The sequence below is a fragment of the Pseudomonas sp. BN505 genome (assembly GCF_029873175.1).
Classification (GTDB): Bacteria; Pseudomonadota; Gammaproteobacteria; order Pseudomonadales; family Pseudomonadaceae; genus Aquipseudomonas; species Aquipseudomonas putida.
Window position 1 is genome coordinate 49,247 of the sequence record NZ_SSOI01000039.1, and the last position, 23,187, is coordinate 72,433.

Genomic DNA, 23,187 nt, shown 5'->3' on the forward strand with positions numbered 1-23,187 from the left:
ACCCCAGGTTCTACCTGGGGTTTTTTTGGCTTTGTCGTTACCGCCCCATCGCCCTAGCCGCATCAGCGGTGTACATGTCCGGGGTGAATTTGGCTTCGTTGAGAATCGGCCCTTTCTTCGATTCGTTGGTCATGGCGTAGCCGGTGTACTGGCCCGAGTTAAGGTCCATGAAGAACTGCGAACCGGCCTGCCAGGCGCTCATGTCCGGGTGGTAGTAGTAATTGATCATCGCGTGCTTCCACAAGGCACCACGGCTGTCATAGTTGTCCGCAACCACTGCGTTCCAGGTGTCTTCGTCAATAAACAGCACACGCTTGCCGTACACATGGCGGTAGCCTTCTTTCAACTTGGCCTCAAGCACCCACACACGGCGCAGCTCGTAACGCATGTAGTCGGGGTTGGGGTGGTTGGGGGTAAGCATGTCGGCGTACTTGATGTCACCGGTATTGGGTTTGAAGGCGTTGGCCGGCACGTAGACTTCGCGCTTGCCGATCAGCGTCCAGTTGAAGCGCTCGGGCGAACCGTTGTAAAGACGGTCTTCGTCAACCGTCATCGTGCCGTTGGTGCCGATCATTGGTTGATCGTACCCGTAGCCAGGCAGTTGCCGCACACGCCGGGTGGACGGGCTGTAGCTCCAGGCCTGGCGGGGGTTGGCGAGGAAGTTATAGGGCTCTTGCGAAATACTCACCACACCGTTGTCGCGCACCGGCTTCAAGGTGGTGTTCCAGCTCATGGCCTGTATCTGGCCTTCGGTTTTTGGCTCGACGGTCGGTGAGTTCGCTTGCGAGAGGTTGCGCGCATAGGCGCGGCCCCAGCCGATGCTGCCGTTTGGCAACACCGAAGCCAGGTCGCTGACCTTTTCTTCGGTGTAGGCCCGTGCCGGCAACTGGTGGTTCCACAGCAGCTCCATGCCGTTTTTCGGAATCGGGAACGGGACTTGGCCAATCCCCTCGATGCCCATGCCGTCGTCGACCAGCTTGGCGCTCAAGGCGTTCTTCATCGCCCGCTCGCAGACGTAGTCCGGGTAACGGAAGTCCCGATGGCCCGGGTAGATGTTCATTTTGTAGGTGGTGGGATAGCGCTTGAGCAGGGCCTTCTGGCCTTCGGTCAAATGGCTCTCGTACTGGCCCATGTTCTGCGCGGTGATCACCAGGATGGGCTTTTCGTTGGCGTAAGGGTCGACCGGTTGATCGCCAGAGAACTTCACATGGTTCCAGCCCGGCACTTCGCCAAGGTACTTGCCGGTGTAGGGCGGAATGGTGCCCTCGGCATTACCGGCTTTCTCGGCACCGACACAGGTCAGTTCCTTGCCGAGTTTGGCAGCCTCTTCAGGCGACACTTGCGCAAGTGCGTTGCCTTGCAGGCCGACATTGGCGGCCACTGCAGCTACGAACATCACGCCTTTTGTTGTTATTTTCATCGGTTGACTCCTTCGCAGACCAGGACTACTGGGGTACCTCCATTGTTCCTGATCTGCGGGGGAGTACATCGTCCGGAAAGACTAATCAGTCAGGCGCCGACCAATGATTCCTTCAGTTGCGCCTTGATCAGCTTGCCCGACGCATTACGCGGCAGCGGATCGCGGCGCAGGTGTACCTCGGCTGGCACCTTGTAGGCTGCCAGGCGCTGGCCGATAAAGGCACATACTTGCTCCGGGGTAGGCGCTGGCTGCAGTTCGCTGCGCAATACCAGGGCCAGGCGCTCGCCCAGTTCCTCATCGTCCAGGGCAAAGGCGGCCGCCTCGGTCACGCCAGGCATTTCGCAGATACACGACTCCACTTCACTGGCGGATATCTTCTCGCCCGCCCGGTTGATCAGGTCCTTGGCACGGTCAGTGATGTACAGAAAGCCCTCGTCGTCCAGATGGCCGATATCACCGGTGTCCAGCCAACCGTCGCGCAAGGTCTCGGCACTGGCTTCAGGCAGCCGCCAGTAAGCGCTCATCAAGGTCGGCGAACGTAGCCAGATCAAACCGCTGCGCCCCGCCGGTAGCGGTGAATACGGGTCCGGCCCAATGCATACATCCACGATCGGCAGCGGCCAGCCCACCGAGTCGGGTTTGTAGACGAACTGATCGCCGCCCACTGCGGCACCGATGCCGTTGCTTTCGGTCAAGCCATAGCCACTGCCACCAATTGCATGGGGCTTGCGCTTGCTGATATGCGCCAGCAGCCGACTGGAGGCCACCGCCCCGCCCAAGCCGAGGCCGTACAGGCTGTCGCTGTCGGTGCTGGCAAACCGCGGCGAGCCAAGCAATTGCTGCATCATTACCGGTGCGCCATTGAACTGGGTGCAGCGCTCGTCGCGAATCAGGTCGAACGCTTTGTCCACGTCCCATTTGTACATCAGCAACAAGCGCCTGCCGCTGCGCAGCCCCAGCAAAAACTGCGCGTGCAGGCCACTGACATGGAACAGCGGCACCGCCATCAGGTTGGTCGGTGCCAAGCCACTGGCGATCACCGCCTGGATCCGCTCGGGCGAACTCACGGCGCAGAACGCCGACTGGAACTCCAGTGCTGCCAGCGCCTGGCAAATGGCCCGATGGCTGGACAGCACGCCCTTGGCCCGGCTTGTGGTGCCAGAGGTATAGAGGATAAGCGCCGGGTCAGCCGGATTGATCTCGATGGCCGGCAGCGCCAGCAGCGGCCCCTGGATCAGCTCTTCGAAACGCTGGCAGTTGGCCGCTAATGCTTGCCCCGCCGGCACGCCAACCACAATGCTGACCAGCCGCTGTGCGAGCAGGTCGCTGGTCAGCAGTTGCAGGCGTTGTTCGTCACAGACCAGCACCTGCGCACCGCTGTCTTGCAGGCCATGGAACAATTCGTCACGCAGGCCCCAGCTGTTCAACGGCACGCACACCGCGCCACAACGCTGCACCGCCACGAAGGCCACCAGCCAGGCCGGCTGATTGCGCATGGCAATGGCCACTCGATCACCCTGCTTTACCCCAAAGCGCTGCGCCAGTTGCGCAGCCAGGCAGTCGACCTGATCGAAAAAGCCGGCGAACGTCAGACGTTGCTGCTCCCACACCAGGAACTCACGCTCACCGTGTGCACGGCCTGCATCGATGGCTTCGAGCAAGTTTGCAGGTGCATGGCGAAAATACCGCAGGCCGTCGTTGGGCGAAGACACCACCTCGAACGGCGAACCAGGGCCAATCAATTGCTGCCAGGCGTTGCGCCACTGTTCCAGCTTCATGTTCTCAGTTCTCCAAAGACGCAAAAGCGGCGTAACGCGCGCACTGGAAATCACTGTCACCCAGGCACGCCTGGGCCACGCGAACCCGCTTGAGGTAAAGGCCAACGTCCAGTTCATCGGTGACACCGATGCCACCGTGCATCTGCACCGCCTCATTACTGACCTGGGCGGCCACCTCGCCGGCCTTCCATTTGCCCAGGCTCACCAGCCGCCCGCGCTCGGCCGCGCTCAATGCGCTGTCATCTAGCGCGGCCAATGCTGCCATTACCGCGCTGCGGGCCAGCTGCAACTCCACATGCAAGCGCGCGGCCCGATGCTGCAGGGCCTGGAACGACCCGATGGGCACATCGAACTGCACGCGGGTCTTGAGGTACTCCAGGGTCATGGCGAACAGTTGCTCGGCAGCGCCGAGCAACTCAGCGGCCAGGCAAGCACGTCCCCGGTCCAGCGCCTCGTCCAGCACCGACCAAGCCCCACCGACCGTACCGAGCAAAGCTTCGCTGGCCACTTGCACGGCATTCAGACGCAGCCGCGCGCAATTGCGCGAGTCGATCAGCGTCAATGCGCTGACCTGCAAGCCCGGTGTGTTCGCCGGGATCAGGAATACACTGATGCCCTGCTTCTCACCCGCGCGGCCACTGGTGCGCGCCGCTACCAGGTAGGCATCGGCGCCCAGGCCATCGATGACGAAGAATTTCTCGCCATCCAGACGATAACCACCCGCCTCGGCCGTCGCCGTCAGTGCCGTATGCTCAGGGGCATGGCGCGGCTTTTCATCCAGTGCCAGGGCCACGCGCCGCTCGCCACTGATCACCGCCGTCAGCCACTGGTCCTGTTGCGCCGCGCCGCCAGCCAGGTGGATCAGCGAGCCACCGAGTACCACACTGGACAACAAGGGTGAAGCCGAGAGGTTTCTGCCTATGGCCTCGAAAATCGGCCCCAGCCCCATGCAGCCGAATTCAAGCCCGCCCAATGCCTCGGGAAATGGAATGCCACTCCAGCCCAGGCCCACGGCTTCTTGCCACAGCTGCGGGTCATACCCTGGCACGCTTGCCTCATCGCGCAGACGCCGCTGTGCCGCCACCGGGCTGCGCGCCGCGAGGAATTCGCGGGCGCTGTCGGCCAACAGGCGTTGCTCTTCGCTATACACCAGACTCATGTTCAAACTCCCCTCAAGCACTGGGCAGGTTCAAGACCCGCTTGGCGATGACATTCAACTGCACCTCCGACGAACCGCCGGAAATGGTCAGGGCATAGCTGTTGAGCCAGCCTCGGGTAATCGCCAGTTCCTGGCCGCTGAACGGCTCGCCTTCAACGCCCAGCGCGCGGTAGCCAAGGGCATCGAGGAGAATCTCGAACTTGTCGCGCTCCTGCTCGGTGTGCACCAGTTTCATGATGGCCATGATCGCGCTGATATCCAGGCCAGCCCGGGCCTCCTCGCCCATGCGCTGCACGGTGAGGTTGTAGGCATGTTCATTCATCGCGCAGCCCTGGGCCCGAGCACGCAGGGCCTGGTCGGCAGGCGCCTGGCTGTCGGGCAGGTAGCGTTCGATCAACGGCAGCAGGTGAAAGTGCGTGGGCAGGCTGAACTCGCCGAACTTGGACATGGCCTTGCGCTCGTGCTGCAGCAGGCTCTTGCCCAGGTTCCAGCCACCGTTGAGCGGCCCGATCAACTGGCTCTGCGGAACACGCACGTTATCGAAGAACACTTGGCAAAAAGCCGATTTGCCGCTGATCAGGTCAATCGGTGAAACACTCACCCCGGGGCTTTTCATGTCGAGCACGATCAGGCTGATCCCCTGATGCTTGGGCGCCTTCGGATCAGTGCGCACCAGGGCGTACATCCAGTCGGACTTGTCGCCATAGGAGGTCCAGATCTTGGTGCCGTTGATCACGAAGTCATCGCCATCGGCCACCGCCGAGGTTTTCAGGCTGGCAAGGTCGGAACCGGCATTGGGCTCGGAGAAGCCCTGGCACCAGCGCACTTCGCCGCGACACATCGGTGGCAGCAGCGCCTGCTTCTGCGCTTCGCTACCGAACTCCAGCAGCACCGGGCCGAGCATCCAGATGCCCAGGTTGATCTGCGCCGGGCGACACTTTAGCCGGCGCAGCTCGCTTTCCAGCACCGCGTTGTACTCGGCGCTCAACCCGCCACCGCCGTATTCGCTGGGCCATTGCGGGCAGAACCAGCCTTTGTCACGCATACGCTCGAACCAGAGCCGGGCGTCTTCGCTGGGAAAGTCTACTTGACGGCCACCCCAGACGATTTCGCCGTCGGGGGTGGGCGTGCGCAGCGATGGCGGGCAATTGGCCTCCAGCCATTGGCGCGTCGCTTGCCTGAACTGCTCGATTGCGCTCATTCGTTCACCTGAAAGGGACGTTATTGTTATTCGCTTGAAGGGTACAACGGTGACTCAGCGTTGCGTGCGCGGCATGCCCAGGCCGAACTGGGCAATCAACTCGCGCTGGATTTCATTGGTACCACCGCCGAAGGTCAGGTTAACCGAGGCGCGCACTTCATACTCCAGCTCGCCGAGCAGATAAGCCGCCGCAGAGCCCGCCCGCGTCAAGCCGCTGGCACCGACGATGGCCGACAGCTTGCGCAGGATCTCGATCGCCGATTCCGAGCCGTAGACCTTGGTGGTCGAGGCCAGCGCGACATCGACGCGGTCCCGCTCAAGGTCGGCGGCAATACGGAAGTTGATCAGGCGCATGGCTTCGAGCCGGGCATAACACTCGGCCAGATCGCGGCGCACCCAGGCGTGGTCGGTAGCACGCTGGCCTTGCTCATCGGCACAACGTGCCCACAGGTACACCCGGCTGAACAGGCTGACGACCTTGTCCGACCAGGCACCCAGGCCCAGGCGCTCGTGGTTGAGCTGTGCGGTGATGAGTTTCCAGCCACCGTGCAGTTCGCCCACCAGCATATCCCTCGGCACCCGCACGTTATCGTAATACGTGGCGGCCGTGGGGTTGCCGGAGGTTGGAATCAGCGTACTGGAGAAGCCTTCGGCCTGGGTATCGAGAATCAGGATCGAGATGCCCTTGTGCCGTGCCTGCTCAGGATCAGTACGTGCCGCCAGCCAGATGTAGTCCGCCGAGTCGGCGCCCGAGGTCCACAGTTTGCTGCCGTTGACCAAAAAGCCGTCGGCGTCTTCGCGCGCGGTGGTTTTCAGCACGGCCAGGTCGCTGCCGGCACTGGCTTCGGAATAGCCGATGGCAAAGTTGATCTCGCCGGCGGCGATACCGGGCAGGAATTTTTCTTTTTGCAGCGCCGAGCCGTGGGCCATGAGGGCCGGGCCAACGGTGCTGATGGTCACGAACGGCAGCGGTGCGCCAGCAATGTTGGCTTCTTCGAAGAAGATCAATTGCTCGGTGGCCGCGTAACCCTGGCCGCCATAGGCCTTCGGCCAGCCAACCGCCAGCCAGCCGTCACGGCCGATCTGGGCGATGGTGCGGCGAAACAGCTCGCCGCCTTCGGTGCCGCGCATCTGCTGGCGAAGCTCGGGGGTCATCAGGTTCTGGAAATAGTCCCGCACCTTAAGCCTCAGGGCATGCTGTTCGGGGGTGAGATCGACGAACATGGGACGCTCCTTATACCGCGCCGAGAATCAGGCCGCTGGTGGGCACGCCGGTTCCGGCGGTCACCAACACGTTTTCGACACTGTCCACCTGGTTGGCCGCCGTACCCCGAACCTGCCGCACGGCTTCGGCGATGCCGTTCATGCCGTGGATGTAGGCTTCGCCCAACTGCCCGCCGTGGGTATTGATTGGCAGTTTGCCGCCACGGGCGTGGTGCCCGGCACGGATGAATTCCTTGGCCTCACCGCGCCTTGCAAAGCCGAATTCTTCCAGTTGCGGCAGTACGAATGGCGTGAAGTGGTCGTAGATCACGGCAGTCTGCAACGCCTCCGGGCCCAGGCCCGACTGGCTGTAAAGCTCTTTGGCGACCACACCCATTTCCGGCAGCCCGGTAATGTCGTCGCGGTAGTAGGAGGTCATCACTTGTTGCCCGGCGCTGATGCCCTGGGAGCCGGCCTTGATGATCACAGGCTTTTGCTTGAGGTCTCTGGCCCGCTCGGCCGAGGTGATCACCATGGCCACCGCGCCATCGGACTCCTGGCAACAGTCCAGCAGGTGCAACGGCTCGCAGATCCAGCGCGAGGCCTGGTGTTCTTCAAGGGTGATGGGCTTGCCGTAGAAAAATGCCTGGGGGTTGGTGGCGGCAAAATCGCGCACTGCCACCGCCACCCGGCCAAAGTCCTCGGAGGTAGCACCGTAGGTGTGCATGTAGCGCTGGGCAAACATGCCGACCCAGGCCGCCGGGGTGTGAAAGCCGTGCGGCATGTACCAGCCGTAGTTCACGTTCTCGAAGGTCGGCGTCGAGGCAAAGCCATAGCTGCCGGTACCGAAGCGGTACCAGGAGCGTTCGTTCATCGCCCGATAGACCACCACCACCTTGGCCACCCCGGTGGCCACCGCCATCGCCGCATGCATCACCGGCCCGCAGGCGGCGCCGCCACCGTGGGGCACCTGGGAGAAGAACTTGACGTCTTTGCAGCCCAGCAGGCGGGCAATTTCGTACTCCGGTACCTTATCGACCGAATAGGAACTGAAACCATCCACTTCGCCAGGGTCAATTCCGGCGTCCTCGAGCGCTGCCAGGGTCGCTTCCATGGCCAGGCGCAGTTCGGTGCGCCCGGAATTCTTGGAAAACTCGGTCGCGCCCAGCCCTGCAATGGCGGCGCGCCCGGAAATCGACGAATTCGTCATCTGTGTTGTCTCCCGCGGATCAAGGCAGAACCAGCGCGACCGTGCCGGTCACGTGATTGCCCATGGAGTTTTTGCCCTTGAGGGTCACTTCCAGGCTGCGCGTAGCGGCATCCTGATGGGTCACTTCGCCGCTGAAGGTCATGCTGTCGCCGGGGTAGTTTGGCGCGCCCAGTTTTATTTTCAGCGTACGGAACTGCACCTGCGGGCCGCTCCACTGCTCGATGAAGCGTTGCACCAGGCCGTTGGTGGTCAGGATGTTCATGAAGATATGAGGCGAACCCAGCTCGCGCGCCGCGTCCAGGTCATGGTGACCGGGAAAGTAGTCGCGGGTGGCTATCGCCCCACCGGCAATCAGGCCAACCGTGATCGGGATCGTCAGCTCGGGCAGTTGCTCGCCAGGGCGCACGTCTTCAAAGCGCTTGGTGTTCATCGAGGTCATATTTCCATCCCAAGGTAGTGTTATCGCTCAACCAGTCGCCCAGACGCTCCAGGATCATCGACGACCCTCCCAATGCGCAGCTCAGGGCGCGGCTCCAATAGAGAAAGCGATGGATCGGGTACGTCAGGTCGACGCCGATGCCACCATGCACATGCTGTGCGGTGTGGCCAATGCGGTGCCCGGCCTCGCACGCCAGGTACGCGGTGGCCAAGGCTTGCGAAGGGGCCGGCAGACCGGCGTCGAGGCGGTAGCACAATTGCCACAGGGCACTGCGCAACACCTCCAGGTGCACATGGGTGTCAGCCATGCTCATTTGCACGGCCTGGAAACTGCCGATGCAGCGGCCGAACTGTTGACGCTCACTGACGTAGGCCACGGTCCGGTGCACCTGCTCGGCGCTGACGCCCAGCTGCAAGGCCGCCAGGGAGGCAATTGCACGCGGTGCCAGCCAATCCAGGGCCGCGGCGGGCAGCACTTGCTGATTGCTCAGGGTGACGCCGCGCAAGTCCAGGTCGGCAATGGCTTCGCCGTGGGTCATGACCCCCGCTACACGGCTGATGCCCGACTGGCTCAGGTCCACCAGGACCAGCCGTGGCTGCCCCATCACCCGGGCCAGTACCAGCGCTGCCACCGACTGCTCGGCCAAGGCGAGTGCCGCAACCCGGCCATCGAGGCGCCACCCGCCCTCTTCGGCGCTGGCCTCGAGCTCGATGCCGCGCACCGTGTTCAGGCCATCGAGGCTCAGAGTCAGCAAGCCTGAGCCCGCCACAGCCTGTTCCACCCATGGTGCCAGGGCCTTGTCGCCGAACTCGGCGAGGGTGGTCGCGGCCAATTGGTGACGCCACAACGGCACTTGCGCCAGGGCACCGCCTTGGGCATCGAGGATCTGCACCAGCTCGGTCATGCCCAGCCCGCTGCCACCAGCAGCTTCGGGGATAGCCAGGGCATGCAGGCCGGTTTGTACGCAGCTGTGCCACAGGTCTTGCATATAGGCTTGCCCGCAGAGGTCCCAGTCACGCAGGCGCTCGTCGGTGCAGTAGTCGCTCATCAGGCTGCCCGCCATTTCGGCAATGGCACGCTGCTCTTCGCTGAGTTCAAAATCCATGGTGCCCCCTACTGTGCCGATGGACGGAACATCGGCAGCGCCAGGTCGTCGTCGAAGGTCTGAAACTCGACCTCCACACGCTGGCCAATGCTGATGTCTTCACGTTTGACGCCAACCAGGCCGGCGATCAGGCGTACTCCCTCATCCAGTTCGATCAGACCGATCGGGTTGGGATGATCGAACGGTGCCACCTGCGGGTAGTGCATCACTACGAAGGAGTACAACCGGCCCTTGCCGCTGGCCTGCTGGGTATCCCAGTCGAAGCAATGGCACTCGATGCACACCGGTGCCGGCGGATGGCGCAATGTGCGGCACTGCGTACAGCGCTGGATCAACAGCTTGCCTTCCTTGCAGCCGTCCCAGAAAAACCGCGTGTCATCGCTGACGCCGGGCGCCGGACGCTTCGCCTGCGCCTGCGCCTGCGCCGGCTCGGCCACGGCCTGGGGCTGCGCCTGGACCTTGTGCGCGTTGGCCGGGCGGAACTTGAACACCCGGAACAACAGCTCGCCGACTTTTTCGTCGCCCGTGGCCTGCTGCGAGAAGTAGCTCATGACCAGGGTGACAAAAAAGCCAGTGCCAAGGCCGGTGGTCTTTTCCTCGCCGACCGAGTCCAGGCGCGTGGTGTAGTAGAGCTTTTCGCCCAGGCGCAGGTTGCGCTCGAAGGTCAGCTCAGAGTTCACCGCTACCACCGACGGGTAGCCATAGCTTTCGATCACACCGAGCACTTCATAGGGGTTTTCGGTGGTCGAGCCTGGTGCGTAGTTATTGATGTGAAAGCCTTCCATGCACCAGATCTGCAGCATGGGTGGCGGCGCAATGATGCCGTCATTGCTGCTGTTGGCAGCTGCCACAGGGTCGGTGTAGAGCGGGTTCTCAAGGCCGATGACTTCGCACCACTGGCGAATCATTGGCGCGTTGACCTCGTCCCAGGCGTTTACACGGCCGTATTGGCGCCCAACCAGGGCGCGCACTTTGGATAGCAATTCTGGATCAGCCAAGTTCGTCTCCTGCGTGTTCAAAGCGGCGCCCGCAACGCAACGCCGACGTGGGTCGATCAGTGCGGGGTAGCCTGCGCCGCACCGAGATAAGCCGGGCGTTCACCACCGCCATGCAGCAACAGGTTGCAACCGCTGGCGTAAGTGGCCAGCGGTGAAGCGATATAGAGGCAGGCGTTGCCGATGTCCTCGGGCACCGCCATGCGCCCGGCCGGGATACCGGCGCTGACCGCAGCGATACCTTGCTTGTCGCCATAGTGCAGATGGGCAAGCTCGGTGCGCACCAGGCCTGGGCTTATCGCCACCACCCGCACCTTTGGCGCCCACTCCGCTGCCAGCGACTGCACCAGGGCCAACACGCCGGCCTTGGCCGCGCCGTACGCTGCCGTGCCTGGCGAGGCACGCAGGCCGCTGATGCTGCCAATAAACACGATGCAACCGCCGTCGGCCTGGGCCTGCATCAGCAGGTTGGCTTGCTGGGCGACATTGAGCGGCGCAATCAGGTTGAGGCGGATAATCCCCTCATGAAAACGCGGCGAGGCGCTAGCGGCGTCGGCCGAGGGGCTGCCACCGGCGTTGTTGACCAGCACATCGAGGCGGCCGTAGTCGCTGCGGATGCTGTCAAACAGGCCTTGCAAGGAGGCCTGGTCGCGCACATCGGCGGCGATGAAGTCCGCCTGGCCCTGAGCAACGCTCGGCAATTGCTCGGGCAGGTTGCGCCCACACACGATCACCTTGGCCCCGGCAGCCAGAAAGCTGCGGGCAATGCCAGCGCCAATGCCTTTGGTTCCGCCGGTGACCAGTACCACCTTGCCGTTGTAATCCAGCCCCGAGTGACCACTCATGGCACGCTCCTCATGCTTGTGTTGAGGGCCACTCTAGGGGCAAAACTGCTCGGCCACGTCGTCTGAACGGACGATGAAGCGTGGCGTGGCGCTGGCAACAATCCGCGCAATGGCGCCCGCTCTGCGGTGCCTACTGCCAGAGGTTGATCATGTCCGATTCACTTACCGCGCCGGTGCTGCTGGAATACCCGGCCCCAGGGGTTGCCCTGGTGCGGCTCAACCGCCCGCACGCCACCAATGCCCTGAGCCTGGAGCTGCAGGCGCTGCTGTCGCACTACTTCATCGAGCTGGGGAGCAATGCTGATGTGCGCTGCATTCTGCTGACCGGTGGCGACAAGGTGTTCGCCGCCGGGGGCGATATCAACAGCCTGGCCGGTGTGGGCCCGATTGATATCTATCAGCGCCACACCGAGCGGGTCTGGGCGCCGATCCAGCACTGCCCCAAACCTGTGATCGCGGCGGTATGCGGTTATGCCTATGGCGGTGGCTGCGAGCTGGCGATGCTCGCCGATATCATTGTTGCCGGGCAGAGTGCACGCTTCTGCCAGCCGGAGATCAAGATCGGGATCATGCCCGGGATTGGCGGCACCCAGCGTTTGGTGAGGGCGGTCGGCAAAGCCAAGGCGATGCGGATGGCGCTGACCGGTCAGCCGATCACGGCTGAGGAGGCCTGGATTTCAGGGCTGGTCAGTGAGGTGGTGGCCGATGATCAGGTGCTCGCTCACGGCTTGAAGTTGGCGCAGGTGGTTGCGGCAATGCCGCCGTTGGCTGCCGAGCAGATCAAGGAAGTGATTCTTGCGGGGATGGATGCGCCCCTGGAAGCGGGTTTGGCCCTGGAGCGCAAGGCCAATGCGTTGTTGTTTGCCTCACGTGACCAGAAGGAAGGCATGCAGGCGTTCATTGATAAGCGGCCTGCCCGCTTTGAAGGCCATTGATAGAGGTGCCGGCCCAGCGCCAATGAACGCTTCAGGGGCCCTACGCTGAACTTCGGGCCCCCTCGCTGCTGCGGTGCTACACGATATCACTGCAGTTCAATGAGGGCCTCATCACGAGGCCCGCCCGCCCTCAGCCTGCAGAACCGCCTGACGCAGCTCTGGTTTGACCACCTTGTTCGAGGCATTCACCGGCAATGATTCAAAGAAGTGAACCTGTCGCGGCACTTTGTAGTTGGCCATCCGCTCTCTGGCCCAGGCGATCAGAGACGGCTCATCCAGCTGCTGGCCTGCACGCAATACCACGCAGGCACACCCCACCTCCCCCATGCGCTCATCCGCAACCCCGATCACCGCTACCTGCGCGATGGCCGGATGCTCGATCAAACCAGCCTCTATCTCTGCCGGATAGCAGTTGAAGCCACCGACAATGAACATATCCTTGAGGCGGTCGGTAATCTGCAGGTTGCCATGCACATCCAGATTGCCAATATCGCCCGTGTGTAGCCAACCCTCGGCATCAATGGCCTGCGCCGTCGCTTGCGGGTCATTGAAATAACCCCGCATCACATGAAAACCGCGCAGGCAGATCTCCCCCGACACGCCCGTGGCGACCGGTTGGTTATCTGCCGAACGAATGCACACCTCGGTGCCATCGATGGCCCGGCCACTGGTGCCGGCAACAATGTCGGCGGGGTCATCCGGGTTGCAGATGGTCGCCAGGCCGCCACACTCAGTCAGGCCATAGGCGGTGGTCACCACATCTACCCCCAGCTCGCGACGCATGCGCTCGATCAACACCGGCGGGATCGTCGAGGAACCGGTCACAGCGATGCGCAAGCTGGACAAATCAGTCTGGGCCAGGCGCGGGTGGGCCAGCATCGACAAGTACAGCGTGGGTGGCCCTGGCAGCACGCTGATGCGCTCCGCGGCGATACGCTGGAATACAGCTTCGGCATCGAACACCGCATGCGGCAGGATAGTCGCGCCAGCCAGCAGGCAGGTCAGCCATCCGGCCTTGTAGCCAAAGGCATGAAAAAACGGGTTGATTATCAGGTAACGATCACCCGGCTGCAGGCCAATGACCCGCACATATTCGTTGTACGCCCGCAGGTTCTGCCCATGGGCACTCATGACACCCTTGGGTTTGCCGGTGGTGCCGGAGGTAAACAGCAAGTCTGACAAGTCCCGCGGGCCAACCGCCACCGCACGCTGGCGGGCTTGCAGCTCACTGACAGACTCGCCCCTGGCGAGAAAACCGGCCCAATCCAGGTCGCTGGCCAACTGCGGCGGCTGTGTACCGAACACCACCAGCTGTTCCAGGCTGGCCGGACGTAGCGGCGCCAGCATGGCCGGGTAGTCCAGCCCCAGAAATACCCCTTGCGTCAACAGCACCCGCGCCTGGCTGCGCGCCAGGATATCGGCCGCCTCGGCGCCCTTCATGCGGGTATTGATCGGTACCAGCACAGCCCCCGCGCAATGCACGCCCAAGGCGGCGATCACCCAGTCGCGGCAATTGGGTGCCCAGATCGCCACGCGGTCGCCCGCCTCGATCCCCAGTGCCATCAGGCTGCGGCAGACACCCAGTGCCAACCCCGGCAAATCCCGGTAATCAGTGACACTGCCGTCTTCCTCGATCGCTGCCCGACCGGCAAAGCGTTCGGCACTGGCGAACAACAAGGCAGGAATCGATAAAGGCAACAAGTTCCAGGCATGGACGCTGCCCGGTAATGCTGAACATGCAGTCATAGTGACAAACTCGCCATCGGGTTATTCGGGAAAGAGCACCCGCAGGTGCTCGCTGCGGGCCAGGGACTGGCAAGCCAGTGTCCAGCCCTGGTCTATCTCCTGCTGGTCAAGGGCATCGTTGCGCAACATCTGCACCTCACCCCGTTCAACCGTGCACATGCAGGTGGCACAGGAGCCGACCAGACAAGAACTTGGCGGGTTCAGGCCGGCCCGGCGCATGGCGTTGAGCAGGGTTTCGCCTTCGGCGCAGGGCACCTCGAACTCTTCACCGTCCAGGCGCACCGAAAGCTGGCTGCTCGGGTGGCGGGTATCGACGGCAGCCGGTACTGCGACTTCGCCCTCTTCGGGCAGCGAGACAAACCGCTCGACATGGACCTGCGCACTCGGCATGCCTAACGCCTGCAAGGCAGCGACGGCAGCATCCATGAACGGTCCAGGACCGCAGATGAACGCCTCGGCACTGACGAACGGGCGCGCCAGCTCGGCCAACTGGCTCACCGACGCAATGCCCTGCACCGAGTCGAGCCAGTGGATCACTTGCAGGCGCTGTGGGTGCGCGCTGGCCAGGGCCTTGAGCGAGTCACGGAATATCACCGACGCTTCGTCCCGGTTGGCGTAGATCAGCAGAATGCGCCCAGTGCCCGCCAACAGCGCCGAGCGCAGGATGGACAGCACCGGGGTGATGCCACTGCCGCCGCCGAACAGCAGCAGATCGGTGTCCAGCTGGCGCGGCACAAACACCCCGGCCGGCGCCAGCACCTGCAAGGTATCGCCCGCCTGCACGGCGTCACAGAGCCAGTTCGACGCGCGTCCGTCGCGCACCCGTTTGATCGTGACCCGCAATGGCTCATCGAGCAGTGGCGTGCTCGACAGAGAGTAACAGCGCGGCAACCAACCCCCCTGGTGAGGCACACGCAGGGTCAGAAACTGCCCAGGTCGATAGCGCAGGCGCTCGGCAAGCGCTTCTGGCAGCTCGAACTCCAGGGAGCGGCTGTCGGCGGTCTCTTCAATCACGCGGGTTACACGTACTGACAGGTAATCCAGGCTCATATCAATTGCTCGCTGGGTTCGATTTCGACGTCAGCCGTGGCCGCGGTCAACGACCTCCCGGCACGTCGCCCGGAAAACACACAATCGGCCAGCGACAGGCCGCTGACGTACAAGTGGCAAGGAATGCCGATGGCGGTACGGCCGGCGGCGTACAAACCGGGTATCGGCAGGCCTTGAGGGCCCAGCACCGCGCCGCTGTCTTCATTGACCTTGAGGCCGCCGAGGGTCAACGCCCCGAGGGGGAACAGCGGGTTGCTGACAGAAATGTCACAGGCATAGTAAGGGCCCTGATCGAGTACCTGACGGCTGCTTTGCGACTTGCCGAAGGCATCCTCGGCGTCCCCCCGGGCGGCTGCGTTGTAGGCGTGCAATGCGCTGCGCAATACATCAGCACGCATGCCCGTGGCCTGGGCCAACTGCTCGATGCTCTGGCCCTTTCGCACACCGCGAAGCATCAGCAGCAATGCCGGCAAGCTCTGGAACCACCAGTAACCGTCGAACAGCGCTTGCTTGATCGATTGCTTGCGCAGGCGTGCGTCCAGCACCAGCCAGGCCTTGCCGCCCTGCTCTTCACACAGGGGCTGGCCCAAGGTGGCGCCATAGACTTCTTCGTTGACGAAGCGCTGCCCGAGGGTGTTGACCACAATGCCCTTGGGCCAGCACAACGGTGGGTTGATAAACCGCCAGGCCGACACCCGATGCAATCGGTCGCTGACCCCACCGACACTCACGCCCAGGCGTACGCCACTGCCATCGCAGCCAGTCGCGCCGACTTTGAAGTTGCGGCGAAACTTGGGGGCATGCTCGCTGACCATCTCGCGGTTGAAGATGAAGCCACCGGTGCTCAGCACTACACCACGCCGGGCGCGCACCAGCCGCGGCCGGGCAAAGTCGAGTTCCAGCTGGCGCACGCGTTTGCGCAAGGTATCGCAGTAGCGTGGGGCAAAGTTCTGCAGCCGTTCGGCACGCGCAGCCAACTTGGCATGTAACCGCGCCTGGGCACTTCCGGCCGGCAGGCACCACAGTTCCACGCCGACAACCCTGCCCGTGTGATCGCTCACCAGACGCCGCGCAGCGGATTGAACTTGCGGCCGCACACCGTTGCGCAGGCAAGCAGCCTTCAGGTGCGCGTACAGCACCGCACCACATTGGCCCTTGCCTACCGTGCGATGGCCACGCGGGGCAGGCGGCAACTCGCTACGGTGCGACGGCACCAGCTCATTGCCGGAGTAATACAGAAACTGGCCATCGGCTGGATACGAGGTTTTGCCGCCGGGCGGCATACTGTGGGCATAAGGCACGCCATGGCCCTCGAGCCAGGCCAGGTTGGTGGCACTGTCCTGGCAAAAACGCCGCAACGTGGTATCGGCGACGACACCCTGGGTTTCGTGCTTGAGATAGGCGAACATCGCCTCGGGCGTGTCGCTAAAGCCTGCGGCCTGCTGCTGGCGGGTGCCACCGCCGGCATACACTACGCCACCGCTCTTGGCGCTGGCACCGCCGCCGGTAAAACGGTCGGCGACCAGCACGTCAGCGCCCTGGGCGCGTGCCTCAAGGGCAGCGCAGGCGCCGGCTGCCCCCCAGCCGATCACCAGCACATCACAGTGGTCATCCCAGAGCATGGCGTCGGCATCAGCCACCTGCAACGCCGGCTGGATATCGGTACATGTCGATTTGACAGCGGCTGGCATGGCAACTCCTCAACGATTGGCAGCAATGTGATGGGCTGCGATATAGCCGAACGTCATGGCCGGCCCCAGGGTGCCGCCCGCACCGGGATAGCTGGTGCCCATGACCGACGCCGAGCAGTTGCCAATGGCATACAGGCCAGGAATGACCTCGCCGTCCTGGCTCACAACCTGGGCGTGTTCGTTGGTCAATAGCCCACCTTTGGTGCCGATATCGCCGGCGTCCAGGCGCATCGCGTAGTACGGCCCCTTGCTCAGGGGCGCCAGGCACGGGTTGGGTTTGACGTTGCTGTCGCCGTAGTAACGGTCGAAAACGTTGCCGCCACGGCCGAAGTCGGCATCGACGCCGCTGCGGGCGTAGGCGTTCATCTTCTGCACGGTCTGCTCGAGCCCTGCGCGGTCGACGCCAATCTGCGCCGCCAGCGCCGCCAGGCTGTCGGCCTTGAAATACAAGGTATTGAGCCATTCCTTGCGCAGTCGGCTGTCGGGCATGACCTGGGCCGGCATCAACGGCCCCATGGCGTAGTTGAAGCGAAAATGGCCATCGAAGATCACCCAGGATGGGATCGACTTGCCGCCGGTGTGCTGGTTATCGCGGTACATGGCGTCGACAAATTCCAGGTACGGCGCAGCCTCATTGACAAAGCGCCGGCCCAGGCTGTTGACCACGATGGCACCAGGGAACGCCCGCTCGGCAAATACCCCACGGGGTTTGTCTTCGCCGGGCACGGTAATGGTCGGCGCCCACCAGGCCCAATCCATCAGGGCGGTCGCTGCACCCAGTTCGATACCGGCTTGCAACGCAGCACCGGTGTTGTTGCCCGGTGGCGTGGCGCTCCAGTCACGCAGGGTCGGCTGCGGTAGATAGCGTTCGCGCAACGTCTGGTTCTGTTCAAACCCCCCGGAGCCGAAGATCACCGCATGGCGGGCATGCAGCTGCAGCGTCTGCCCGTCACGACAAACCTGCATGCCAATGACCCGGCCGTTGTCGGTGATCAGGTTCTGGAAGTCGGTGTTCAACCACAGTGGAATGTTGCGGTCCATCAGCGAACGGCGCAACGAGGCGACCAGCGCACTGCCTAAGGCGGCGCGGCGGTCGCGCCGGCTTTTGCGGCGCCATTTGAAGTCGAGCTTATAGCGCAGCATCAGGCCGAGAATCAGCAGGCGCCAGCCAAAGGAGCGCGACATGGCCTTGTGCGCATGCCGTGCGGTCCAGGCGATGCGCCCCATCAGCAGTGTCGAGGGTGACGGTGTGCGCAGGTTGGCCAGTTCATCACCGAGCAGGCTGGTATCGAACAGTTCCGGGTCCAGGGTGCGCCCACCGGCCAGCGAGCCTGGCAGTTGCGGATAGTAGTCGGGGTACTTCGCCGCCACGGCGTAGCGCACATGGCTGTTGTCCACCAGGGCCCGGATCATCTGCGGCGCGTGCTTGACGTAGGCACGCAAGCGCTTGTCATCGCCATGCTCACCGGTGGCAGCTTTGAGGTACTGCAGTGCCAGCTCCACACTGTCGCCACCGCCTTTGGCGGCAAAGTAGTGGTTATTGGGAATCCAGATGCCGCCGCCGGAGATCGCCGACGTACCGCCGAACTTGTCGCTTTTCTCGACAACCAGTACCGATAGACCCTGCTCGGAAGCAAACAGCGCCGAGGTCATCGCACCGGCGCCGGAGCCGACGACGATCACGTCGTAGTGTGAAACAGGCTGAGCTTTAGCTGTCATTGTTGTTGTGCCTTGGCTGTGATCGGAAATATCCCGGCGTGCCGGCCAGGGGTGCGCATACCCGGGCCTGCAGCCAGGCCCGGGCACGGCTCATACGTAAGGATCAGGGTTGGGCAGGCCCAGTTGCACGGCGCCAAGGCTGCGGCTGAAGGCCATGTAGTTGTTGGCGATATGCCCACGTGCCTGGTGCAGGTCGCGGAACAGGCGCGCCACTGGGTTGGTGTTGTACAGCCCGGAAGCGGCCATGCAGCGCAGCAGTTCGTTGACCTTCTCGGCGCAGATATTGGTCACATAGGAGGATTGGTAGCGGTACAGCAGGCGGGTTTCCACGTCCGGGTACTCACCCGCTTCAGCCAGCGCCATCAGGTGCGCGTAGTTGCGCTCCAGCACCAGCCTCAGGCTGTCGACGATGATCGTCGCCTCGGCAACGGTGGTTTGCGCCACCGGGTCATCGGCGGTTTTCATGCCGTGCTTGCCGATGTGCGCAGCGGCATTGGCACGAAATTCGTTGATCGCCCCCTGCAAGGCACCGATGGCCGATGAGGACACAGCGCGCGTGAACACCTGGGCGAAAGGAATGGCATAAATCGGATTGGTGTTCACCAGGCGTCCTGGCGTCGCCTCCAGCGTGCAGTTATTGGTGCGTTGCACGCGGTGTGCCGGCACGAAGGCATCTTCGACCACAATGTCGTGACTGCCGGTGCCGCGCAGGCCCAGCACGTCCCAGTTGTGCTCGATACGGTAGTCGCTGCGCGGGATCAGGAAGGTGCCGTGCTCTGCTGCACGGTCGCCATCGGCGGGCAGCACACCACCAAGGAAACACCATTGGCAGTGTTCGCTGCCGCTGGAAAAGCCCCAGCGACCACTGATGCGATAACCGCCTTCAACCACGGTTACCTTGGCCACGGGCATGTAGGTGGACGAGATCAGGGTGGTATGATCCTGGCCCCATACATCGCGCTGGGCCTCGATCGGGTAACGCGCCAGCTGCCAGGGGTGTACGCCCATCACGCCATAAATCCACGCTGTGGACATGCAGCCCTCGGCGAGGATCATCTGGATTTCGAAAAACGTCCGCGGATCGACCTCGTAGCCGCCAAACGCACGTGGTTGCAAGGCCCGCAACAAGCCGGCCTGTTGCAATTCGAAGATGGTTTCGTCAGGTACCCGGAACTCGCGGTCAGCGCGCGCGGTGCGGCTTTTGAGCACCGGCACCAGGCGCCGGGCATGTTCAAGCAGTTCGATTTCTTCCGGCGTTCTTACTCGCATGCTGTCCATCCGTTCGTTCTCCCAATCTCGTTGCGCGGTTGCGCGAGTCTTGGTTGATGATCGAATGCAGCAGGCGAATATTCATCGTCAAAGCGGACTAGGGAAACACAGCACGGCGCCGTCCCTGGCGCCTTTTCAGGTTCAGATCGCGGCGCGCCTGGCGGCCCACGGGCGGTCCTGCTCCAGTTGCGAGGCCAGGCGCAGCAGCACGTCTTCCCCGCCCAGGCGAGCGGTGAACATCATGCCTACTGGCAGGCCGCTGTCACTCATGCCCAACGGCAAGGAAATTGCCGGCTGGCCGCTGACGTTGGCCAGCACGGTGAATGCGGCACTGCCCATGGCCTTGCGGGCGTAACTTTCGTAAGGCTGGTTGAGCGAGAGCTCGCCCAAGGCCGGTGTCAGGCTGGCGGTGACAGGTGAGAGGATCACATCAAAGCGCTCGAACTGCTGTTCCATGGCCATGCTGATGTCTTCAAACGCATGCCGGGCACGGACTACGCCCTCACCTGTGGCCTTCGCTGCGCGCTCCAGCACACCAAAGGTGATGCTTTCCAGGTCCTGCGGCCCTAACGCGCGGCCCAGGGCTTTCTCCCGGTCGTTAACCGTGACCAGCAACGAGTTGCCGATAGCTACGCCGTGGGCGCCGAACAGCTGCTGGGCCTGAATTGGCAAGCGCAGTTCTTCCACCTCGTGGCCAAGGCCCAGCAGTTGCTTGATGGTGTCATCCAGAACCTTGGCAATCGCCGGGTCCAGCGGTGCCCCTGTCAGCGATTCGCGCACCAGTGCAACCCGTAAACGGCCCGGGTCACGGCCCAGCTCCTCAACGTAGGGACGTACCAGCGGTGAGCTCCAGTACGGGCTCCCTGGTTCGTGACCCTGACCGGCATCAAGAAACAACGCGGTATCGCGCACGCTGTGCGAGACCATGTTGGCGACACTGGCGCCAAACGAGCCTTCCAGGCGTGCCGGCCCGCTGGGCGTGCGGTAGCGTGTCGGTTTGAGGCCGACCAGCCCACAGTAGGACGCCGGGATCCGGATCGAGCCGCCACCGTCGGTGGCATGGGCGACCGGGACGATACCGGCGGCCACCGCCGCAGCGGAACCACCGGACGAACCACCCGAGCTCAACGCCAGATTCCAGGGGTTGCGGGTCTGCCCCCATGCCAACGACTCGGTGGTGGTGGTCAGGCCGAACTCCGGGCTGGTGGCTTTACCGAAAGGCACTGCCCCGGCGGCTTCATAACGGCGGATCAAGGTGCTGGTAATGCTCGACGGTGGCGCGTCCTTGAACAGCCGGCTGCCGTTGCTGGTGGTCGTGCCCTGCAAGTAGGTGTTGAGGTCCTTGAGCAGGATCGGCACGCCCGCCAGCGAGCCCTGGGCCAGGGTGCCGGCCTTCTGCCTGGCCGCCAGCAACGCGCGGGCATAATCGTCATGGCGCATGTTGACTGCATTGATCTTCGGGTTCACCAGGTCACAACGGGCGAATGCTGCGCCGAGCAAGTCCTCGGCACTGAAGTGGCCGGCCTGCAAGCCCTTGGCCATGGCCCAGGCATCCAGGCCCAGGTAATCGCTGGCCGACAAGCCGCCTGCGGCCCGGGCATCGGCAAAGCGCCCCAGTAGCCCGACGCCCAGCGCCACCGCGCCGGCCTTGAGCACCTGCCGGCGCGGCCATCCGTCAGCGGCGTCGGCATCCGCTGGGGCAAGCGTGTCGGCCAGTGGCAATGCGTTTTTTTCCATGTGCAGAATTCCGTTTTTTATTGTGTCTGTTCGATTCGCTCAGCGCGCCGGTTTCCCCGATCAGTCCGGGGTGATCTGCGCTTTCATCGCGGCCAGGAAGTGTTCGCTGTAAGGCGGTAGCAGGCCCCATTCACCGCGCGGATCATGTTCGGGCGCCTTGAGTACTGTGCGCAGGTGGCTGAACTCGATAAAGCCTTCGCGACCGTGGTAGTGGCCCATGCCTGACCCGCCAACCCCACCGAACGGGGCATCATGCAAGGCGGCATGCATCATCACATCGTTGAGGGTGACACCGCCGGACAATGTGTGCTCCAGCACCTGGCGCTGCTCCCTGGCGTCGCTGCCAAAGTAGTAAAGGGCCAAAGGCCGCGGGCGGGCGTTGATCTGGGCGATGACCTGGTCAACCTCATCAAAAGGCAGAACCACCATTGCCGGGCCGAAGATTTCTTCATGCAGAATCAGGCTGCCTTGGGGCGGGTCGATCACCAGTTGCAGCGGTCGGCGGCGGTTTTGCTCATCAGCCGCTTGCGCGTAGGGTAGGCTCACTACCCGGGCACCGGCTTGAAGCGCCTGCTGAACGAGGTTTTCAACACGGGACAGGTGTTGGGCATTGACCACCGCAACCACGTCCGGGTTGTCGCTCACCTCAGGGATGAACTGGCGGTAAGCGCTGGCAAAGGCCTCAAGAAAGGTTTCCAGCTGCTCGCGTGGCACGTAGACCAGGTCCGGGTTGATGCAGACCTGGCCACTGTTGGTGGTCTTGGAAAGCGCAATACGAAACGCTGCGGTGCCCAGGTCGGCGCTGCGGGCGACGATGACCGGCGACTTTCCGCCCAGTTCCAGCGTCAACGGCACCAGGTGCTCGGCCGCGTTACGCATCACAGACCTGGCCACCGCGGTACTGCCGGTAAACACCAGGTGGTCGAACGGCTGTGCGGTGAAGGCCTGGGCCAGGTCGGCGCCACCGGTGACCACAGCCACTTCGAGCGGATCGAACGCCTCGGCAAACAGCTTCGCCACCAGCGCAGCAGTGCGTGGCACCACCTCTGAAGGCTTGAGGATCGCCCGGTTACCCGCCGCCAACGCCGAAGCCAGGGGGCTGAGCAAGGTATACAGGGGGGCGTTCCAAGTGCCCAGAATGCCCACCGTACCCTTGGGCTGATACATCACCCAGGCCTCGGCGCCCAGCTGATCGTAAGGGCTGAAGACGGGCCGCGGCTCATCCTGCATCCATCCTTCGAGGTGGTCGCGCGCGTGCTTGAGCGATCCCAGCGAACCCAGCACATCATTCATCAACGAAAAACCCTGAGGGCGGCCGCCAAAGTCGGCGTCCATCGCCTCGGCCAGCGCTTCGTGGTGCGCCACCAGCATGTCGATCACCCGCTGGATCCGCGCGCGGCGGGCAACGGCAGTGACAGCCCCTTGAGCGTTGAATGCAGCCTTTTGTTCACGCAGCAAGGCCGACAGCGTGTCGACGGAAGAATTTGCACAACTCATTGGTGCCTCCTCAACTGAACAAGGGCCAGCATGTCGCCTCTGTGCCCACCATGGCCGTCGTTGCACGACGCCCTGCCCCGCAAACTAGCCCCAGACCCCGGAGACCGCCTCGTCCAAGTGGACGATCGAGCCAAAAACGTTAGTCCGTTGAGACGATGCTAAGCCCCGTGACGCTGGGAATACTGCCA

Annotated in this window: 18 protein-coding genes; 1 reads left to right on the forward strand and 17 read right to left on the reverse strand. The window is 63.3% G+C overall.

Translation table 11 applies throughout. From position 1 onward, the window contains the following. Positions 1–37: 37 nt before the first annotated feature. The 10 genes from E8E78_RS11845 to E8E78_RS11890 form a co-directional block, all read right to left on the reverse strand. Positions 38–1,420, reverse strand: coding sequence for a DUF1329 domain-containing protein (locus E8E78_RS11845; RefSeq protein ID WP_016499778.1), 1,383 nt, complete (start codon positions 1,418–1,420; stop codon positions 38–40). Between the two features lie 89 nt (positions 1,421–1,509). Then, positions 1,510–3,198, reverse strand: a complete 1,689-nt coding sequence (locus E8E78_RS11850; protein ID WP_280313675.1) for a class I adenylate-forming enzyme family protein — start codon at positions 3,196–3,198, stop codon at positions 1,510–1,512. Between the two features lie 4 nt (positions 3,199–3,202). After that, complete coding sequence (locus E8E78_RS11855) at positions 3,203–4,357, reverse strand: acyl-CoA dehydrogenase (protein ID WP_016499780.1); 1,155 nt, start codon at positions 4,355–4,357, stop codon at positions 3,203–3,205. Positions 4,358–4,370: 13 nt separating this feature from the next. After that, the gene (locus E8E78_RS11860) at positions 4,371–5,558 is read right to left on the reverse strand and encodes an acyl-CoA dehydrogenase family protein (RefSeq protein WP_049276215.1); all 1,188 of its coding nucleotides are present in this window, start codon (positions 5,556–5,558) and stop codon (positions 4,371–4,373) included. 54 nt (positions 5,559–5,612) lie between these two features. After that, positions 5,613–6,782 (reverse strand): acyl-CoA dehydrogenase family protein, encoded by a 1,170-nt coding sequence (locus E8E78_RS11865; protein ID WP_016486829.1) that lies wholly within the window; start codon positions 6,780–6,782, stop codon positions 5,613–5,615. Positions 6,783–6,792: 10 nt separating this feature from the next. After that, entirely contained in the window at positions 6,793–7,971 is a 1,179-nt protein-coding gene (locus tag E8E78_RS11870) for a lipid-transfer protein (protein WP_049276216.1), read from the reverse strand. A 19-nt stretch (positions 7,972–7,990) separates the two neighbouring features. Continuing rightward, positions 7,991–8,410: a MaoC family dehydratase gene (locus E8E78_RS11875; RefSeq protein WP_016499783.1), complete on the reverse strand. Its 420-nt coding sequence runs from the start codon at positions 8,408–8,410 to the stop codon at positions 7,991–7,993. Then, positions 8,382–9,515, reverse strand: coding sequence for an acyl-CoA dehydrogenase family protein (locus tag E8E78_RS11880; protein WP_049276217.1), 1,134 nt, complete (start codon positions 9,513–9,515; stop codon positions 8,382–8,384). The genes E8E78_RS11875 and E8E78_RS11880 overlap by 29 nt, the downstream gene beginning before the upstream one ends. 8 nt (positions 9,516–9,523) lie before the next feature. Further along, positions 9,524–10,513, reverse strand: coding sequence for an OB-fold domain-containing protein (locus E8E78_RS11885; protein WP_016499785.1), 990 nt, complete (start codon positions 10,511–10,513; stop codon positions 9,524–9,526). A 56-nt stretch (positions 10,514–10,569) separates the two neighbouring features. Further along, positions 10,570–11,355, reverse strand: coding sequence for an SDR family oxidoreductase (locus tag E8E78_RS11890; RefSeq protein ID WP_049276218.1), 786 nt, complete (start codon positions 11,353–11,355; stop codon positions 10,570–10,572). 149 nt (positions 11,356–11,504) lie between these two features. Here E8E78_RS11890 and E8E78_RS11895 point away from each other — a divergent pair, with 149 nt between their 5' ends. After that, a complete protein-coding gene (locus tag E8E78_RS11895) occupies positions 11,505–12,290 on the forward strand; it encodes an enoyl-CoA hydratase (protein ID WP_016499787.1) in 786 nt (261 codons plus the stop codon). 111 nt (positions 12,291–12,401) lie between these two features. Here the strand turns inward: E8E78_RS11895 and E8E78_RS11900 are convergent, their stop codons facing one another. The 7 genes from E8E78_RS11900 to E8E78_RS11930 all read right to left on the reverse strand — a co-directional run bounded on the left by E8E78_RS11900 (position 12,402) and on the right by E8E78_RS11930 (position 22,999). After that, positions 12,402–14,036, reverse strand: a complete 1,635-nt coding sequence (locus tag E8E78_RS11900) for a FadD3 family acyl-CoA ligase (protein WP_049276219.1) — start codon at positions 14,034–14,036, stop codon at positions 12,402–12,404. A gap of 21 nt (positions 14,037–14,057) precedes the next feature. After that, positions 14,058–15,086 carry a ferredoxin--NADP reductase gene (locus tag E8E78_RS11905; protein WP_049276220.1) on the reverse strand — a complete coding sequence of 343 codons (1,029 nt, stop codon included), beginning with the start codon at positions 15,084–15,086 and terminating at the stop codon, positions 14,058–14,060. After that, positions 15,083–16,777: an FAD-binding protein gene (locus E8E78_RS11910; RefSeq protein WP_084966918.1), complete on the reverse strand. Its 1,695-nt coding sequence runs from the start codon at positions 16,775–16,777 to the stop codon at positions 15,083–15,085. Before E8E78_RS11910 ends, E8E78_RS11905 begins: the two co-directional genes overlap by 4 nt. A gap of 9 nt (positions 16,778–16,786) precedes the next feature. Next, on the reverse strand, positions 16,787–18,496 hold the full coding sequence (locus E8E78_RS11915) for an FAD-dependent oxidoreductase (protein ID WP_049276221.1): 1,710 nt from the start codon (positions 18,494–18,496) through the stop codon (positions 16,787–16,789). Between the two features lie 90 nt (positions 18,497–18,586). Beyond that, a complete protein-coding gene (locus E8E78_RS11920) occupies positions 18,587–19,774 on the reverse strand; it encodes an acyl-CoA dehydrogenase family protein (RefSeq protein ID WP_049276222.1) in 1,188 nt (395 codons plus the stop codon). Between the two features lie 132 nt (positions 19,775–19,906). After that, the gene (locus E8E78_RS11925) at positions 19,907–21,502 is read right to left on the reverse strand and encodes an amidase family protein (RefSeq protein ID WP_084966919.1); all 1,596 of its coding nucleotides are present in this window, start codon (positions 21,500–21,502) and stop codon (positions 19,907–19,909) included. A 60-nt stretch (positions 21,503–21,562) separates the two neighbouring features. Next, positions 21,563–22,999 (reverse strand): coniferyl aldehyde dehydrogenase, encoded by a 1,437-nt coding sequence (locus E8E78_RS11930; protein ID WP_049275579.1) that lies wholly within the window; start codon positions 22,997–22,999, stop codon positions 21,563–21,565. Between the last annotated feature and the right edge of the window lie 188 nt (positions 23,000–23,187).

Excerpts from the sequence above, each read along its gene's own strand:
- E8E78_RS11875 (WP_016499783.1), bottom strand. The coding sequence starts at position 8,410 with ATGACCTCGATGAACACCAAGCGCTTTGAAGACGTGCGCCCTGGCGAG.
- E8E78_RS11930 (WP_049275579.1), bottom strand. The coding sequence starts at position 22,999 with ATGAGTTGTGCAAATTCTTCCGTCGACACGCTGTCGGCCTTGCTGCGT.
- E8E78_RS11890 (WP_049276218.1), bottom strand. The coding sequence starts at position 11,355 with ATGAGTGGTCACTCGGGGCTGGATTACAACGGCAAGGTGGTACTGGTC.
- E8E78_RS11865 (WP_016486829.1), bottom strand. The coding sequence starts at position 6,782 with ATGTTCGTCGATCTCACCCCCGAACAGCATGCCCTGAGGCTTAAGGTG.
- E8E78_RS11910 (WP_084966918.1), bottom strand. The coding sequence starts at position 16,777 with ATGCCAGCCGCTGTCAAATCGACATGTACCGATATCCAGCCGGCGTTG.
- E8E78_RS11870 (WP_049276216.1), bottom strand. The coding sequence starts at position 7,971 with ATGACGAATTCGTCGATTTCCGGGCGCGCCGCCATTGCAGGGCTGGGC.
- E8E78_RS11860 (WP_049276215.1), bottom strand. The coding sequence starts at position 5,558 with ATGAGCGCAATCGAGCAGTTCAGGCAAGCGACGCGCCAATGGCTGGAG.
- E8E78_RS11850 (WP_280313675.1), bottom strand. The coding sequence starts at position 3,198 with ATGAAGCTGGAACAGTGGCGCAACGCCTGGCAGCAATTGATTGGCCCT.
- E8E78_RS11880 (WP_049276217.1), bottom strand. The coding sequence starts at position 9,515 with ATGGATTTTGAACTCAGCGAAGAGCAGCGTGCCATTGCCGAAATGGCG.
- E8E78_RS11905 (WP_049276220.1), bottom strand. The coding sequence starts at position 15,086 with ATGAGCCTGGATTACCTGTCAGTACGTGTAACCCGCGTGATTGAAGAG.
- E8E78_RS11895 (WP_016499787.1), top strand. The coding sequence starts at position 11,505 with ATGTCCGATTCACTTACCGCGCCGGTGCTGCTGGAATACCCGGCCCCA.
- E8E78_RS11915 (WP_049276221.1), bottom strand. The coding sequence starts at position 18,496 with ATGACAGCTAAAGCTCAGCCTGTTTCACACTACGACGTGATCGTCGTC.
- E8E78_RS11900 (WP_049276219.1), bottom strand. The coding sequence starts at position 14,036 with ATGACTGCATGTTCAGCATTACCGGGCAGCGTCCATGCCTGGAACTTG.
- E8E78_RS11845 (WP_016499778.1), bottom strand. The coding sequence starts at position 1,420 with ATGAAAATAACAACAAAAGGCGTGATGTTCGTAGCTGCAGTGGCCGCC.
- E8E78_RS11925 (WP_084966919.1), bottom strand. The coding sequence starts at position 21,502 with ATGGAAAAAAACGCATTGCCACTGGCCGACACGCTTGCCCCAGCGGAT.
- E8E78_RS11920 (WP_049276222.1), bottom strand. The coding sequence starts at position 19,774 with ATGGACAGCATGCGAGTAAGAACGCCGGAAGAAATCGAACTGCTTGAA.
- E8E78_RS11855 (WP_016499780.1), bottom strand. The coding sequence starts at position 4,357 with ATGAGTCTGGTGTATAGCGAAGAGCAACGCCTGTTGGCCGACAGCGCC.